Annotated in this window: 15 protein-coding genes; all 15 read right to left on the reverse strand. The window is 45.1% G+C overall.

Translation table 11 applies throughout. From position 1 onward, the window contains the following. Positions 1-6: 6 nt before the first annotated feature. Genes MAQ5080_RS01255 through MAQ5080_RS01325 form a run of 15 tightly spaced genes read right to left on the reverse strand, consistent with a single transcriptional unit; the run spans position 7 to position 14,851 of the window. A complete protein-coding gene (locus MAQ5080_RS01255) occupies positions 7-1,893 on the reverse strand; it encodes a glycosyltransferase (RefSeq protein ID WP_067204349.1) in 1,887 nt (628 codons plus the stop codon). Further along, positions 1,877-2,854, reverse strand: coding sequence for a GHMP family kinase ATP-binding protein (locus MAQ5080_RS01260; protein WP_067204352.1), 978 nt, complete (start codon positions 2,852-2,854; stop codon positions 1,877-1,879). Before MAQ5080_RS01260 ends, MAQ5080_RS01255 begins: the two co-directional genes overlap by 17 nt. Continuing rightward, a complete protein-coding gene (locus MAQ5080_RS01265) occupies positions 2,841-3,806 on the reverse strand; it encodes an NAD-dependent epimerase/dehydratase family protein (RefSeq protein WP_067204355.1) in 966 nt (321 codons plus the stop codon). The genes MAQ5080_RS01260 and MAQ5080_RS01265 overlap by 14 nt, the downstream gene beginning before the upstream one ends. Continuing rightward, positions 3,803-4,315, reverse strand: a complete 513-nt coding sequence (locus tag MAQ5080_RS01270) for a dTDP-4-dehydrorhamnose 3,5-epimerase family protein (protein ID WP_067204359.1) — start codon at positions 4,313-4,315, stop codon at positions 3,803-3,805. The genes MAQ5080_RS01265 and MAQ5080_RS01270 overlap by 4 nt, the downstream gene beginning before the upstream one ends. After that, complete coding sequence (locus MAQ5080_RS01275; RefSeq protein WP_067204362.1) at positions 4,315-5,301, reverse strand: NAD-dependent epimerase/dehydratase family protein; 987 nt, start codon at positions 5,299-5,301, stop codon at positions 4,315-4,317. The genes MAQ5080_RS01270 and MAQ5080_RS01275 overlap by 1 nt, the downstream gene beginning before the upstream one ends. Positions 5,302-5,304: 3 nt before the next feature. Then, positions 5,305-6,063 carry a class I SAM-dependent methyltransferase gene (locus MAQ5080_RS01280; protein WP_067204365.1) on the reverse strand — a complete coding sequence of 253 codons (759 nt, stop codon included), beginning with the start codon at positions 6,061-6,063 and terminating at the stop codon, positions 5,305-5,307. Positions 6,064-6,076: 13 nt separating this feature from the next. Next, positions 6,077-7,189 (reverse strand): aldo/keto reductase, encoded by a 1,113-nt coding sequence (locus MAQ5080_RS01285; protein WP_067204368.1) that lies wholly within the window; start codon positions 7,187-7,189, stop codon positions 6,077-6,079. Between the two features lie 17 nt (positions 7,190-7,206). Further along, positions 7,207-8,145 (reverse strand): class I SAM-dependent methyltransferase, encoded by a 939-nt coding sequence (locus MAQ5080_RS01290; protein WP_067204372.1) that lies wholly within the window; start codon positions 8,143-8,145, stop codon positions 7,207-7,209. Continuing rightward, the gene (locus MAQ5080_RS01295) at positions 8,142-9,074 is read right to left on the reverse strand and encodes a transketolase family protein (RefSeq protein WP_067204375.1); all 933 of its coding nucleotides are present in this window, start codon (positions 9,072-9,074) and stop codon (positions 8,142-8,144) included. The genes MAQ5080_RS01290 and MAQ5080_RS01295 overlap by 4 nt, the downstream gene beginning before the upstream one ends. Then, a complete protein-coding gene (locus MAQ5080_RS01300) occupies positions 9,068-9,928 on the reverse strand; it encodes a transketolase (RefSeq protein ID WP_067204379.1) in 861 nt (286 codons plus the stop codon). Before MAQ5080_RS01300 ends, MAQ5080_RS01295 begins: the two co-directional genes overlap by 7 nt. Continuing rightward, complete coding sequence (locus MAQ5080_RS01305) at positions 9,928-10,989, reverse strand: alpha-ketoacid dehydrogenase subunit beta (protein WP_067204382.1); 1,062 nt, start codon at positions 10,987-10,989, stop codon at positions 9,928-9,930. Before MAQ5080_RS01305 ends, MAQ5080_RS01300 begins: the two co-directional genes overlap by 1 nt. Positions 10,990-11,001: 12 nt before the next feature. Next, positions 11,002-11,931 carry a thiamine pyrophosphate-dependent dehydrogenase E1 component subunit alpha gene (locus tag MAQ5080_RS01310; RefSeq protein WP_067204385.1) on the reverse strand — a complete coding sequence of 310 codons (930 nt, stop codon included), beginning with the start codon at positions 11,929-11,931 and terminating at the stop codon, positions 11,002-11,004. A 14-nt stretch (positions 11,932-11,945) separates the two neighbouring features. Further along, on the reverse strand, positions 11,946-12,959 hold the full coding sequence (locus MAQ5080_RS01315) for a GDP-mannose 4,6-dehydratase (protein ID WP_067204388.1): 1,014 nt from the start codon (positions 12,957-12,959) through the stop codon (positions 11,946-11,948). An 18-nt stretch (positions 12,960-12,977) separates the two neighbouring features. Then, on the reverse strand, positions 12,978-13,670 hold the full coding sequence (locus MAQ5080_RS01320) for a nucleotidyltransferase family protein (RefSeq protein ID WP_067204391.1): 693 nt from the start codon (positions 13,668-13,670) through the stop codon (positions 12,978-12,980). 5 nt (positions 13,671-13,675) lie between these two features. Next, a complete protein-coding gene (locus MAQ5080_RS01325; protein ID WP_067204873.1) occupies positions 13,676-14,851 on the reverse strand; it encodes an NAD-dependent epimerase/dehydratase family protein in 1,176 nt (391 codons plus the stop codon). Between the last annotated feature and the right edge of the window lie 16 nt (positions 14,852-14,867).

The raw sequence follows: 14,867 nt of genomic DNA on the forward strand, positions 1-14,867 counted from the left end.
TATCTCCTAAAAAAACACTCGCTCTATTTTGGATGAGTAATGCTTGGCCTCTTGATAAATGGCCTCATAATGATTCACTGCTGAGATTAGAATAGAGTCAATCTCATACTCTCCAATTTGGCTTGTTGAAATCAGAGGGACACCTTTATAGCTGGTCTCACCTTTGGCATACAAACCGTTATCCACGATCGCAACCGGTGTAGGAATCAGATCAAATACGATTCTTCCCACCGAACCTAGCCCCCATAATATGCGCTTTTCCGACTTCAGCTTTTTTACACGTTCACAAAATTCAACAACGGCTAAATATTGATCTAATTCGGACGGCTCTACTTGCAGAGGTGCACTTGAGCTAAAGTCCATATCGGAGGTATTAGAAAATGCTATTCCCTTAGTGACAACCATAAATCCAGACTCATCCTGATGAACTGATAATTCAGATGAGCTAGCACTCGTTATGGCGGAATTAACAGCAACTCTATCATGGTCATTTTGTGGAAAAACGATCATCATAGCTGACTTAGATAAACGCTCAATGAGGGCTGTCACATCCAAAGAATCTGTAGGCTGATCACGAATAACAATGAGATCAAATGTCGTAACATCATCTTTTAATGAATACCAGTAATCATCCAAACTTTTCTGAGTAACGCCACTAAGTACGCTAAGGTAACCTTGGTGACCGATATAATTTGAGCCTAATATTTTGGAAAACTCATGAGGACCGGACTTATCATCTATACGCTTCCAATTAGTAGCACTGTAGATTTCCCCCCATGGAAACAAGGAGGCAAAGAAAAATACACTTAAACCATGAATACTATTGAAATCCAACAATTTCGGAATTTGACAAGACACTCTAGCGTAAGCAGACAAATACACCATCGCTCGTTGCTCCTGTAGTGAAGCTGAGCACCAGGCCACATGTTTTTGATAAGTCACTAAAAAATCTGCCACACGAGACATATCCTCTGGTTCAACAGAGCAACGCTTGCTAGAGACAGCTTCTACTTGAGAACCAGAGTTAGCTCGATAGGCGCTACATTGCTCTACTATCTCATAATCTACCAGCCCCCATTGACCATTCTCAGTCACACTCGCCGCAATAAAGTGAGGTGGTTTCTCTTTAACCTCCTTCACACGCGTTCCTTCAGTAGGACTGTGCTCCATGTCATAGAGTATGAAGCCTTCATGCCCTAGATCGTACCATTGATACTTATGCAGTAGACGGAGCGTCAAATCGATATCATTCCAGCCCCAGCCGTAGTTCAGGGACTCTGACAAACCTTTGGCTTCAAACAACACATCTCGATGCATTAATAAAAAGCCGGCATTGCCATACAAAAAGCCACCGTAGGCACTTTGCTTTGGTAGTTTCCATGAGTTGAGGCGTAAAAAACGCTGCCAAGCATCAATATCAGGCTGAGACTCAACTACCTCATGCGGGAGTACATGCCGACCGCAATTAAAGTATTTCTTCTCCGGTGATTTAATAGAGCTATTGCCAGCAATGACATTAAAAATAGCTTGGAATGATGTCGTCGGAATTAATGCATCCGCGCCACACATGGCGATGTAGTCACCGCGGCTTCGCTGAATCGCTATATTTAGCGCAGAACAGACAGGGATTTTGCCATGTTCTTCAGCCCGCACCAGTATAAAGCGGCAGATTGAGGTCGCCTCTTGCGACAACGACAAGGCTTGCGATAAGGGGGTGGTACTCCCCCAATCCAGTACAATAACTTCTATATCATCTAGGCGCCCTAAGCGTTTCACACTCTGTGCGACAAAATTAATGGTCGTTTCCATGCGATACAAAAAGTCCGGCATGTAGTTATCATTTCTACCGAACAAGCAAATGGAAATTAGCTTTTGTTTACCTAAAGATGACATGGGAGCCGTGTTCCTCAAATTGGAAAGGGACATGAAGCAAATGGGAGAGTGCTTGCTTTACCTGAACTTGTTTTTCAATTGGTACGAAAAGCAATAAAAAGCCGCCTGCCCCTGCGCCACACAGTTTGCCACCAATTGCCCCTGCCGCCCTTGCCTGCTCATACAGATCATCAATGTCCTGATTCGTCACACGATCTGTTAAGGTGCGTTTATAACACCATGAGGTATGCAACAGTTCCCCAAAATAATCTATAGGCACTTCAGAATTGAGCAGCTCTATCCCTTGATCCACCAATTTTTTCATTTCTAACAATTCTGGTATTTTATTTGGTGTCTCTTTTATCTGCGCGGAAGCAATATCAGATGAGATTCGCGAAAATCCGGTAAAAAACAGCATCAAAGAGCTTTGTAACTCGTCCCGGCGATGTGAAGATAGGTCAATTGGGCTGACGTCTGGGTTCATACCAGCACTAAAAGAAATATGATTCAGTCCACCATATGATGAGGCTGTCTGATCCTGCGAACCAACATTTTCCGCCAGTATTATTTGTTCAATATATAGTGCTTTCTGACACAGCTCTTGTTTAGACAGCTCAATGCCTTTCAACAAATACAGCGCATTGAGCAACCCTACAGTAAAAGCAGAACTCGATCCTATTCCAGACATCGCTGGAATATCACTGCTGTGGACAATCTCTACCCCATAAGGTAAATCGACATATCGCAAGCAAGCACGAACAGAGGGATGAGAAACCTCATCAATTGAGTTTGTTTCTTCTCGCTTGGTGTACCGGATACGATATTTATAATCGAAAAAAGGCGGCAATTCACGAGCCATAATATAGCAGTACTTATCTATAGAGGTACTAAGTACTTGCCCACCATGGTCATTGAAGAATACGGGGAAGTCTGTTCCTCCCCCGAAAAAAGACACCCGAAACGGTGTCCTAGTGATGATCATGGGCACTCCTGTACCACTCAAGAGTTTTCTGCAAACCTTCTGCCATACTGGTGTCTGCAGTGAAGCCTAATTCCTGCTGTGCTTTCGTCACATCAATTAAACGAATTGGGATCATGGTCGGCTTCGTTGCATCAAACTCCAATTTGGCATTTTCGTAGCCATCGATGTCAACCAACGTCTTAAGGATGTCTTTTAGGCAGTAGCCCTGTCCACCGGCGATGTTATACACATTGTAACCAGTACACTGCTCAAGAACTGTTGCCACGCCACGTGCGACATCTTCAACATAGATGAAGTCTTTGATGTCTTCACCATTACCCCAGACAGCAATCGGATCATGGCGTTCGATCACACGGCGAATGAAGGCAGGTAGGACGTGAGAACTTTCCCATTCAAAGTCATCATATGGACCATACATGTTACCTGGTCGAACCACAGTCACATCCATAGGATTCTTCACATGTTTGGCGTACATTTCACAAATCTGCTCAGAAAAGTGTTTCATTGAAGCAACGATGTGATATTTATGGAAATATTCGCCAGTATGATCGTCTTCTGTCATGGCTTGATCCGAGACTGGGTACACCGTATTACTACTGATAAAGACCACTTTCTTAATACCAGATTCGTACGCGGCTTCCATAAGCACAGTGTTTAGGATCAAGTTAGGCGTCAGTAATGCCAATGGTGTCTTCTCAATCACCATGGCACCTGCCGTATAAGCTGCAGTGATGACTAAGGCATCCATCCCCTCACAAGCTTTTAAACAATCGGCTTTCTGAGTCAGGTCTGCTTGTACCCAATCCACTTGTTCCGCCTCAATCTGAGCTGGCGTTTCATGCAAGGTTGCACGTACTTGGGCACCATCCGCAAGTAAACGTTTGATCAAGTTTGTACCTAAAAAGCCTGCCCCACCAGCCACTAACACCTTACTATTTTGCAAATTCATCATACTCGTTTCCCTAAATCATCACGTTGCGAAAGAATTGGATTTTTGACTGGCCACCAGATATTGAAACGAGGGTCATCAAATCGATAAGTGAACTGACCATGTGGGTTGTAGTAGGTGCTTTGCTTGTAATGGAAGATGGCTTGATCAGACAATACAAGGTGCGCATTGCCATACTTTGGAGGAATCAGCACTTGGCGGTAATTGGTCTCTGATAAGTCAAACGCTTCCCACTTGCCAAACCATTCACTGTCCGGGTCGCAATTGACCACCACTAAACGAAACGAGCCAAAAATACAGCTAACCAGTTTCCAAGTTTCTTGATCTCCATGGATACCACGCAGAACGTGTTTACGTGACATGGAGAAATCATCTTGTACAAAGTCGATATCGATGCCTTGCTTTACATAGTCTTCCTTATTGAAAGACTCGATGTAAGTACCGCGAAAGTCTTCAAATCGATCCACTTCGATCAACTTTACACCCGGTAAACTGGTTTCTTTAACTTGCATTAGTTGACCCCATCGACAAAATAGTTCTTCTTGTTCTTGTACTCATCACGATTCTGTTGGAACCATTCCCAAGTTTCCTGCAGGCCTTCTTTAAGGGTTGTAGTGTGTTCATAGCCGACCAACTCTTTCGCCAACGACACATCCATTACACGTTTTGGAAAACCACTTGGTTTAGAGGTATCAAACTGGTAATTGAAGTCAATAAAGGAGGCCAGCGTTTCCACCAACTCTTTAATGGTGTAACCAATACCGCTGCCTAAGTTAATAAACGGGTGCTCTCCCGTGCCTTTCAGAGCCGTTTGCAAAATGCCAACCGCCACATCACGGCTGTAAGCAAAATCTCGCACAGCCGAGCCGTCGCCCCACACTACGACAGGGTCTTCGCCATTGGCAATACGATGCATCAACGTAGGGATCACCATGGCATTTTCAGGGTCAAAGTTATCCCCAGGACCATACACATTACATGGACGTACCACTGAGTAATTCATTAGGCCATATTGTTCTTTGTAGGCTTGAATTTGCAACTCGGCCATACGCTTAGCGTGACCTGGGTACATGTCCATTGGCTCACCCTGATTACCTTCTGACTCTTTGAAGACTTCAGCACTGGAGTAAGCCCCAATAGAGCTGGTGTAAACAAGATTTTGAACCCCGTTACGGCGGGATGCTTCAAGCACATTGGTATTGAACATCAAAAACGGCACCAAGAAGTTAGAAGGGTACTTCTTAGTCACGTCGATGGAGCCTTTGATACCGGCTAAGTGCAGGACGTAATCACGCTCTTGTGTTTGCTGCAGACACTGCTGGAAATCAGTCAAATCACAGTAAACATGTTCCGCGCGCTCATCGACAATTACCCGATCAAGAGAAGCGATGGTGACCTTAGCACCAGCATCGCACAACAAGCTCACGACTTGGCGTCCGATCAAACCGGTGCCACCAGTGACTAGGACATTTTTTTGATTAAATTCAGAGAAGAGCATCAATTATTCCACCACAAAGTAAGACACACGAGACGCATAGCGGTATCGCTTCAAAGAGATATTGTTCAAGCCAAATGTTTCTAGTAGGGCAATCGTCTCCCCAGGTGAGTCGGGGTCATTCAACTCATCAAACCCTAACACACTGCCTTTCACTAAACGTGGCTTAATCAACTCTAAACATGCTTTGGTCGGTTCATATAAATCAAGATCAAAGTACGCAAGGCCGACAATCGTTTCAGGGTTACGCTCTAGATAAGCGGGTAGCGTTTGTACGGCATCGCCTTTACAAAGTTCATATTTTTTAATGTGAGCCAGTGGATTATCTTGCTCTTGAATATCCAGTAACACAGATAGGTAATCTTCATAGTTCTCACCCACAGCAAGATTACCCGTAAAAATCATTTCAGAGTTGCCATCTTTTTCAGAAACAGATGGAAAGCCCTCAAATGTATCAAAACCAATGATTTTTTTATGTCGATTGAACGGCTCATAAATGCCACGTAGCGCAGAAAAAATCGATAAATTCTGTCCCCAGCGTGTACCAAACTCCATCACCACGCCCGGTACATCAATCGACTGCTTATATAAATGGTCGAGAAATAGCAGTCGTGAAAGGTTTTTTGAATTGAGAAATAGACCTAGATTGGACAACAGTTGTTCATCAGGAATCGGAGCACCTTTTAGCAGTTCTACATGCTTAGAGCGCGCCTCTTTTTCTTCATTGTTTTCATACGTTTTTATAGCGGTTTGATCTAATGACATTTTCAATCCTCAATTAAGATCTGATCAAGACGGGGACGATACCGCTTTCTTTATTGGCAATGACTGTCGCCCAAAATCGCAGTTTACCCTCTTCCAAAAGGTACTGATAATCACCACTTTCATGCTTGGATACACGAATCGCTTTAAACTTACCTTTTGTCTTAAGCTCTTCAGCTAGCTGAATTGGAGATGGGGAATGATGCAGAAGGTTCTGTTCTGCATCTTCGATAGTTTTAATAGCAAGATCGTTCACCATATCTTTGGTTGGCTTCACCTTACCATAATCTATATAGACAACTGGATTAACCAGCGTGCTTTCAAGGCGCTGTACATCCTCTGGGGACAGCTCAAAATTCAAGGCGCTGCAGTTAGTATGGATATTCTGATCAGATAACGCTTTGGGAATAACGATAACATGGCCTGATCGTACTAAAAAGTTAAGGGCTATTTGGGCATCAGTTTGGCCATATCTGTCACTATAATTTCGTAACTCTGATCTTAGTTCAGCAGACTTCACCACACTGCCTTGATCCAGCGGGCTGTATGCAATGAAGATGCATCCATTCTCGACACAATAGGGAATTAAATCCTCTTCTGCACTACGGTCAAAAAGATTGTATTCCGCCTGAATAAATGCCACTTTTTCGTCACCCAAGAGTGCTTGGCACTGATGCACACCCTCAAGATCAAAATTGCTCAATCCAATATGGCGAATAAGCCCCTGAGCTTTGAGCTCCTTCATGGCACGCATGGTTTCCGCCAGAGGAATATCAGGGTTAGGCCAATGCACCTGATAAAGATCGATATAATCCGTTTTTAAACGCGCTAGTGACGCTTTACAAGACGCTATGACATCCTCATAAGCCAAATGCTCAGGGGATACTTTGGTAGCAATAAAGTATTCACTGCGTGCACCAGAGATAGCTTGCCCGACCAGCTCTTCCGAACCGCCATTGGCATACACTTCCGCAGTATCGATAAAATTCACACCTAGTTGTAAGTGCTTTTCAATCGCTGACAAATGCTGTTTATCATTACTCACATCTCGCTCAAAGCGTCCCCCCATTCCCATGGTTCCTAAACCAATTTTGGAAAGTTTAACGCCTTTGAAATCGATATAATCCATAACCACAGTCCTAGCAATTAATTTAGATGCCAAACATAGAGCGTATAACCTTCCATAAACAGCGAACCAAAATTCAATCGATGGATTTGCTCCAAAGTGATGGTGCCTTGCTCATGTAAATGCTCCAAGGTCGCTACCAACCCCTGAGAATAACCGCGCTTGCTGTGGAACTTCATCGCTAGGAAATCAAACAAGCGGTTCTCGTCGTACTTTTCGATGGTTGGTTCAACATGTAAAAAAATCTTCGCCTTGGAAGCTAAGAAATACGCCAAAATTGGCTGAATATTACCAGCCAACTGTTCTAATGAACCAAACGTGAAAACACCAGCCCCCTCTCGAATGATGAGACTTTGATCTGGCTGAGTCATATCAAACAGATGCCCCGATACTTTGATATCGTGGTAACGATGAATTTCATCGATTAAATCCACCGATGATTGCACGAAGTCCAATCCATGTAAGGTCTTGTCTGGGAAAATTTTTGAAATCAGTTCGAGGTTCAACCCCGTACCACAGCCAAATTCATAGACTTCGCTACAGTCCTTTAAGTATTTCTCAAATAACCAGTATTGAAACAGTCGCAGGAAGTCATATTCAAACCGGTTGTTCTCAGGAATGATGTAGTCCCCGCGAAAGCGGATCGGCTGCCCATGACGAATAAACTTCGGTGTCAGACTTTCAAAATCCCCACCGCTGGCACGAAACGCATCGAGATTTTCCTGCCAGCCGTTATGCCAGACATCTTTACGCTCTTTAGCAGCAATCTTTTGCTTATCTGACTCAATTTTTCTAAGCACTTCGAGAATAATGCCGTCACGCTCTTCTTTGCCTGGTCTACGGTAATGCAAGTTTAATTGTTCGTAGCGCGCCATAAATGCGTCGCTCAGCTCGCTCTTATCCACTCCAAAACAATATTCGATATCTGCTAGGGTAACTTTTTCTGGAAAGTCACTCATAGTGATGCCCCTTCAATAAACTGAGAAATTCGTGCCTGGATTTTGTTTTTCGAAATTGAGAAATGTTCTTTCATCCATTCTCGATCACCGTATTCATACAGCGAGCTTGTCTCATTCATAGCGATGCGCAAACACTTAATCGTTATCTGCTGATCAATTAAATACATTGGAATAATGGCACCAAGACCACTGCTTGGCAGTGATTCATCAACGATAATAAGGTGACTTGCTGTTTCCAGATAAGGTAACAGAGAAGCAAAAGCCAGTGGTTTAACGCGTGCGACATGAATCAGTGAAAAGATGCGCTTGTCTGGGTCTAATACTGCAAGGGCCTCTTGTACATCATGAGTGATGGTGCCACTCGTCAACACTAATACTTTCCCTACGTCCTGAACTAAATTCAATCCTTGATCTGACAGCTTCCCTCCGAGTTTTGGAAAGCCCCCTTTATCCAAACGTAAGTAGACTGGCGTACCAAGTGCTAATGCAGCTCGGGTACACTGCTCAGCCTCTTCTCCCGTACAAGGGTTATAAATCGTCAGATTGGGCAAAGTATTAAGCGCAGCAATGTCATCCACTGCATGGTGTGTCGGACCATCACTGGCATAGGCAATCCCTGCGCCACCGCCAATAATAAAGATGGGCAGATTCATTAAACACACATCTAATTTAATGTGTTCAAGGCAACGCAGTGCGAGGAAAGGCGCAATGGCGTAGATAATAACTGTCTTGCCATTTAACGCGAGGCCAGAAGCCACACCAATCATGGTCTGTTCACAAATACCAATATTAATAAATTGATCTGGCAGCTCTTCACGAAATTTATTTAGTGACCAAGCCCCCATATCAGAAGTAATAAATACCGCATCCTTATTGTGTTTACAGTACTCATGCACTGCCTCAAACGTCGCATCTCGAATATCTAACATGATGCCGCCTCTTTCAGAGCCTTCACCTGGCTGACTAATTCTTGTTGGGCAATCTGGCGCTCATGTTCATTCGGCATGCCGTGATGCCACTTAAGCTGCCCTTCCATAAAGCTGACCCCTTTGCCTTTAATCGTTCGAGCAACAATCAATTTAGGTTTAGAGGAAACGCTTAGACCCATTAGGGTTCGTTTTAGCGCCTCATGATTGTGACCATCCACATAGAGCACTTCCCAACCTAACGCTTGATAAGCCGCCCCAAAATTGTCTACTTGATACATATCTTCGGTTTTATCGAGGGTAATCTGATTATTGGCATCAATGATCGCCACAAGGTTACCAAGCCCCAAATTAGGCGCTTTCGTCGCCGCCTCCCATACACTGCCCTCTTGGCTTTCGCCGTCACCCATTAAAACGAAGGTCTTCTTATCCGAACCGTCCATTTTTTGTGCCAAGGCCATACCAACACCAATCGCGAGGCCATGTCCGAGGGATCCACTCAATGCATCCACCCCAGGCGTTAAATGATCAGGATGTTCGCCTAGTCGAGCCCCTCCACGACACACAGTATCTAACTCACTTGTTTCGATACAGCCTAACGCAGCCAATGTCGTATACAAGGCTAGAGAGGCATGCCCCTTACTCAAAATAAAACGATCAAATGCTGTAGATTTGGTTTTGCCTTCATCAAATGTCAGCCCCGCGCCAAAATAGACCGAAGTAATCACATCAATGCAGGAAAAAGCACCACCAATATGCCCTTTACCCGCAGCACAAATGGCTTTAAAGATAGCCAAACGGGCCTCACTGGCGCGATAGGCCAATTGGGCAGGACTCTCTTGATAACTTGGAAGCATTAGAATGGCCCTCTAAATTTCTTATACACATCTGCCATCGATTTTTCATCGGGCAACTGAATAGAAGACGAAGACTCTCCCAACACCTCTAGGATATCGCTAACCAGTGTCTGTAGATTCGGGTAATAGAGATCTTCAAGGGCTTTGGCTGTCGGGCAAGGAGTTGGCACCATACCGACAGACTTCATCGGCGCTTTCAAACGGTGTGGAATGTTTTCACACACCAGACGCGCCACTTCAGCACAGGTGCCGAATTTTAACCAGCTGGTGTCTGCTACCAATAATCGACCGGTTTTCTCAACACTGGCCAATACCACTTCTTCCGTAATATCAGAGGTACAATGCAGATCAATAACTTCACACTGAATACCAAAGGCCTCTAAGTGCTTCGCGGCGCGTAAGGCTTCTAGCACCATGATTGAAGTAGCGACAATGGTAATATCCGAACCTTGACGGGCAACATAGCTCGCTAGACTTTGCTCGCCTTTGCGCAATCCAGCTCGATCAACATCAAAGTTCAGGTCATACATCAAACGATGCTCTAGGGAAACCACGGGCGAGTGGTAGTCGTTTAGCAAATAGTCATAACTTTCTAAAATCGACTGTGAACTAGACGGCATGATCACCTTAAGTCCAGGAAAGTGACTGAGCAGCGACTGCGGGCTTTGTGAATGCTGTGCCCCTTGCCCCCAACTGCGGCCGACCACTGCACGAATGAAAATCGGCACCTCATGATGACCAGCAAACATGTATTTGTACTTGGCCGCCATATTCAAAACTTGGTTTAGGGCGAGAAATAGAAAATCAGCACGGATATGCACATGGATAGGACGCAGACCATTCATCGCTGCGCCCATACAAATCCCCGTAATGCCTTCTTCAATAATCGGCACATCTTGCACACGCTGGGCGCCAAACTTTTCCGCTAAGCCTAAGGTCGTGCCAAAAGTGCCTTTAAAATCATCGACACCTTGGCCAAAAATCACGCTGTTATCGTTACGCTCCAGCGCGTTGTGCATACTTTCAGCGAGCGCTTCACGATAGGTTACTACTTCAGTCATGTTCGCACTCCTTTAGTATACGTCTTGGTATAGGTCAGTGATGGTTGGAAATGGGCTGGCTTCAGCAAACGCAACGCTGTTTTCAATCAGTTGATTGACCGCTGGCAGTAACGCCTCATAGGTTTGTAGGTCTGTTAGCAATGGGTCGTTAGCACGCCACTCTGCTTGCTCACTTTCGTCGCGATAACCGCCATAGAAGTCTTCACCCGGCCCCACGTGCTCCATGTAACGACAGGTGTCAATTTCAATAAAGAGTGGTCGCGGATTTTCTCGGTAGCTTTCCAGCATCTGGGCAAACTGTGTTTGCACCGCACAAAAATCATAACCTTCCTTTATATGAAAGGTATCGATACCATAACTCTGTACATGTTCGCGGATGGCATAGCTTTGACGTGCTTGTAGGCGCGTGTGAACGGCAAACTGATTGTTTTCACAAATAAAGATGATCGGCAGCTGATGTAAGGAGGCAAAGTTTAACGACTCATGATAAACCCCCTCTTCGGTTGCACCATCTCCAAACACACTCAGCGTCAGATCTGATTTGCCCAGTATTTTATTCGCATAAGCGTTGCCAACCGCATTAGGTATACCGCTGGCCACCACCGCAGACGTTCCCATAAAGCCAACTTGCGGATAAGCAAGGTGCATTGAGCCCCCCTTACCGCCACAGCAACCATCGACCTTACCAAACAACTCGGCCATCATGGCATTCAGATCGCCGCCTTTTGCTAAGTAAAAAGCATGAGAGCGATAGGTGGCAAACATGCGATCTTCTGGTTTTAATAGGGAGCACAGGCCGACGGCAACCGCCTCCTGACCAATGGAAAGATGCACTGGGCTTTGCACTTTATCACTCGGATACAGGCGAATAATTTCTTCTTCGACTCGACGAATTAACAGAGCTTGGCGGTACAGCGCTTCGTAGTTGTTGGAATTAGTCATAATCGTCTCTTCGTTTAACGTTGTAGTACGCCTGCGCCAGAAGCAATTCGAGCGCGCCAATAATTCAATAGGTCTTCCATGGTTTTCTCAAACGGTATTTCTGGACGCCAACCTGTATGGGCTTGGAACTTAGCCGTATTTGGCAGTTGTAAATCCGCATCTAATGGTCGTAATCTCGCGGCTTCCTGCTCTACCTGAATGTCCTTGCAAGTTGATAAGGAAATAAGGTGATGCAGCATGTCCTCAACAGAGCATGAGAAGCTACCCCCGATGTTGTAATACTCACCTGGGATGGGATCTTCCGTCACCAACATAAAGTAGGCACGTACCGCATCGCGCACATCAGACCATGTTCTGAGAGATTGCAAATTACCTGTTTTAACGACCGGAGCCATTAAGCCTGCCTCGATCATGGCAATCTGCTTGGCAAAACTAGACTCAGCAAACACATCGCCACGTCTTGGCCCAGTGTGGGTAAACATGCGTGTCGACATACATTTTTGGCCATAAGCCTCAGCATGAAAGCGAGCAATCAAATCCGTGCCGATTTTTGAAATGGAATAAGGGGACGCAGGGTGGAAAGAGCATTCCTCATCAATCGGCAGCTTTTCTTTTGGCACACGACCGAACACTTCCGAAGAGGAACAAATATGAATGACAGGGTCGTAGTCACTTAAGCGCAGCGCTTCAAGCAGCCTTTCCGTTCCCAAAATATTGACATCCATAGTTTGAATTGGCGATGTGAAACTTGTACTTGGGTAGCTTTGTGCTGCCAAATGAAATACATAATCGGGCTTTGCCTGATTGACCACATGCACTAGCGAAATGTAATCCGTTAGGTCCCCATCCAGGAAGAAAAGTCGATCTTTACGATTTACGCGTTCTAGCAAATGCGACACATTGTCGAGCGGGCTGCGCCAGCGACACATGCCATAAATATCCCAATCCGTATGTTCTAGCAGGTAATCGGCTAAGTGTGAGCCAACCATTCCAGTGATGCCAGTAACAAGCACTCGTTTTTTATTCACGAATCAACCACTTATAAATTAATGTTGTTTAAATCGATGATAATCATCCGGCGTACCAATATCAATAAAGGGCTCTTGTCCCAAATAAGCCATCAACTGACCAGCGGCAATGTTAGGGAATACATCTTGCTCCAACGAACAAACCTCGAAACACGGCACCCCATCAAACAGCTCTTTGTTCAACATGTATGCGCCGGCATTGACCCAGCCAGCAGCTGAACTCCCTTTTTCTTTAAAAGCTTTTACGATGCTTTCCTCTCCGGCCAGCTCTAACGTACCAAACCGAGTCGCATCGCTTACGTAGGTGGCATAAATGGTTGCCGCGGCATTACTTAGTCTATGTGTTTCGCGCAACGCATTGAGCTGATAGCTGCAAAACGAATCACCATTAATGGCAATAAAAGAATCCCCTTCTATAAGGGGCAAGGCATATTTAATGGCTCCCGCAGTACCAAGAGGAAATGGCTCAACCACCACTTCAATTTCTGCAGCAAAAGGTTGGCTGGAGAAGTAAGCTTGAATGTACTCACCCATGTAACCTGCACACAACACGATACGCTGAATACCTTGCTGAATTAGATGGGTAATCAAAATTTCGAGAAATGGCTTTCCTTGAACGTCCGCCATGGGTTTAGGTCTGTCACTCACCACGGAGCGCAAGCGAGTACCAAGCCCACCACAAAGGATCATCACATCGGGAGGGCTTTGCATACACTTCATTTGGATTGGTGCCAGTTTGAGACACAAGGAATCTTAGAGGTATCGCAGCGCTTAGAAAACTTACCCGCGATCTCCATCACCTCCTCCATTAGACCCGCCTTTAGGGTCGTTGGACTTAGGCCGTCCTTGAGGAAACAATCGTTCATAACATGCAGATCGTTTTCATCGGCCTCAAAACGCGGATTCTTGACAAAATCTATTTGAGAGTCAGTCATCTCAGCGATCATTTTCGCCAAATCCCGTACGCGGTGAGTTTCCGTCATCTGATTGTAGATTTTGACAGGCTCACCTTTTTCAGGAGGGTTATTGATCGCAATTTCAATGCAACGGACGGTGTCCTGTATATGGATAAAAGCGCGAGTTTGACCGCCTGTACCATGGACTGTTAAGGGATAACCGATCGCGGCCTGCATCAAAAAACGGTTTAGAACTGTGCCGTAATCACCATCGTAATCAAAGCGATTGATAAGCTCTGGCGCCAACTTGGTTTCTTTCGTTTGAGTGCCCCAGACAATGCCTTGGTGTAAATCGGTAATACGAATGGCATCATTCTTGTTGTAGTAGAAGAAAAACAATTGATCCTGGGTTTTGGTCATGTGGTAAACACTGCCAGGATTCGCAGGATAAAGAATCTTCAGCTTCTGCTGTGTACCGGCATCTGTTTCGACATTGACGTCTAAGTAGCCTTCTGGAATCTTCATCCCAGCGGTACCATAACCATATACCCCCATAGTACCAAGGTGCACCAGGTGGGTATCAAGACCGCTTTCTACGATCGCACAACAGACATTGTGAGTAGCATTCAAGTTATTACTAACAGTATAGCGTTTATGCTTAGAAGACTTCATCGAATACGGCGCAGCGCGCTGCTCAGCGAAGTGTACGATCACATCAGGTTGATAATCCTCAAAGGTCATCAGTAGTTGATCATAGTCATTCGCTACATCTATCTCAGCAAAGCTGATCTGCTTACCCGACACTGCCTCCCAAGTATGAATTCGGTCTTGTAAGCTCGCTATCGGCGTTAAAGAGGAGGCGCCCAATTCTTCATCTATATGACGACGGGAGAAGTTATCAACGATGAGAATGTCATGCCCACAATTGGATAAATGCAGCGCTGTTGGCCAGCCACAGAACCCATCACCACCCAATACTATTATTTTCTTAGTCATACCCAACCTACTGCCT

The organism is Marinomonas aquimarina, assembly GCF_900089755.1.
GTDB lineage: Bacteria > Pseudomonadota > Gammaproteobacteria > Pseudomonadales > Marinomonadaceae > Marinomonas > Marinomonas aquimarina.

Coding starts and splice junctions, on each gene's coding strand:
- MAQ5080_RS01255 (WP_067204349.1), bottom strand. CDS start 1,893: ATGTCATCTTTAGGTAAACAAAAGCTAATTTCCATTTGCTTGTTCGGT.
- MAQ5080_RS01260 (WP_067204352.1), bottom strand. CDS start 2,854: ATGATCATCACTAGGACACCGTTTCGGGTGTCTTTTTTCGGGGGAGGA.
- MAQ5080_RS01265 (WP_067204355.1), bottom strand. CDS start 3,806: ATGATGAATTTGCAAAATAGTAAGGTGTTAGTGGCTGGTGGGGCAGGC.
- MAQ5080_RS01270 (WP_067204359.1), bottom strand. CDS start 4,315: ATGCAAGTTAAAGAAACCAGTTTACCGGGTGTAAAGTTGATCGAAGTG.
- MAQ5080_RS01275 (WP_067204362.1), bottom strand. CDS start 5,301: ATGCTCTTCTCTGAATTTAATCAAAAAAATGTCCTAGTCACTGGTGGC.
- MAQ5080_RS01280 (WP_067204365.1), bottom strand. CDS start 6,063: ATGTCATTAGATCAAACCGCTATAAAAACGTATGAAAACAATGAAGAA.
- MAQ5080_RS01285 (WP_067204368.1), bottom strand. CDS start 7,189: ATGGATTATATCGATTTCAAAGGCGTTAAACTTTCCAAAATTGGTTTA.
- MAQ5080_RS01290 (WP_067204372.1), bottom strand. CDS start 8,145: ATGAGTGACTTTCCAGAAAAAGTTACCCTAGCAGATATCGAATATTGT.
- MAQ5080_RS01295 (WP_067204375.1), bottom strand. CDS start 9,074: ATGTTAGATATTCGAGATGCGACGTTTGAGGCAGTGCATGAGTACTGT.
- MAQ5080_RS01300 (WP_067204379.1), bottom strand. CDS start 9,928: ATGCTTCCAAGTTATCAAGAGAGTCCTGCCCAATTGGCCTATCGCGCC.
- MAQ5080_RS01305 (WP_067204382.1), bottom strand. CDS start 10,989: ATGACTGAAGTAGTAACCTATCGTGAAGCGCTCGCTGAAAGTATGCAC.
- MAQ5080_RS01310 (WP_067204385.1), bottom strand. CDS start 11,931: ATGACTAATTCCAACAACTACGAAGCGCTGTACCGCCAAGCTCTGTTA.
- MAQ5080_RS01320 (WP_067204391.1), bottom strand. CDS start 13,670: ATGCAAAGCCCTCCCGATGTGATGATCCTTTGTGGTGGGCTTGGTACT.
- MAQ5080_RS01325 (WP_067204873.1), bottom strand. CDS start 14,851: ATGACTAAGAAAATAATAGTATTGGGTGGTGATGGGTTCTGTGGCTGG.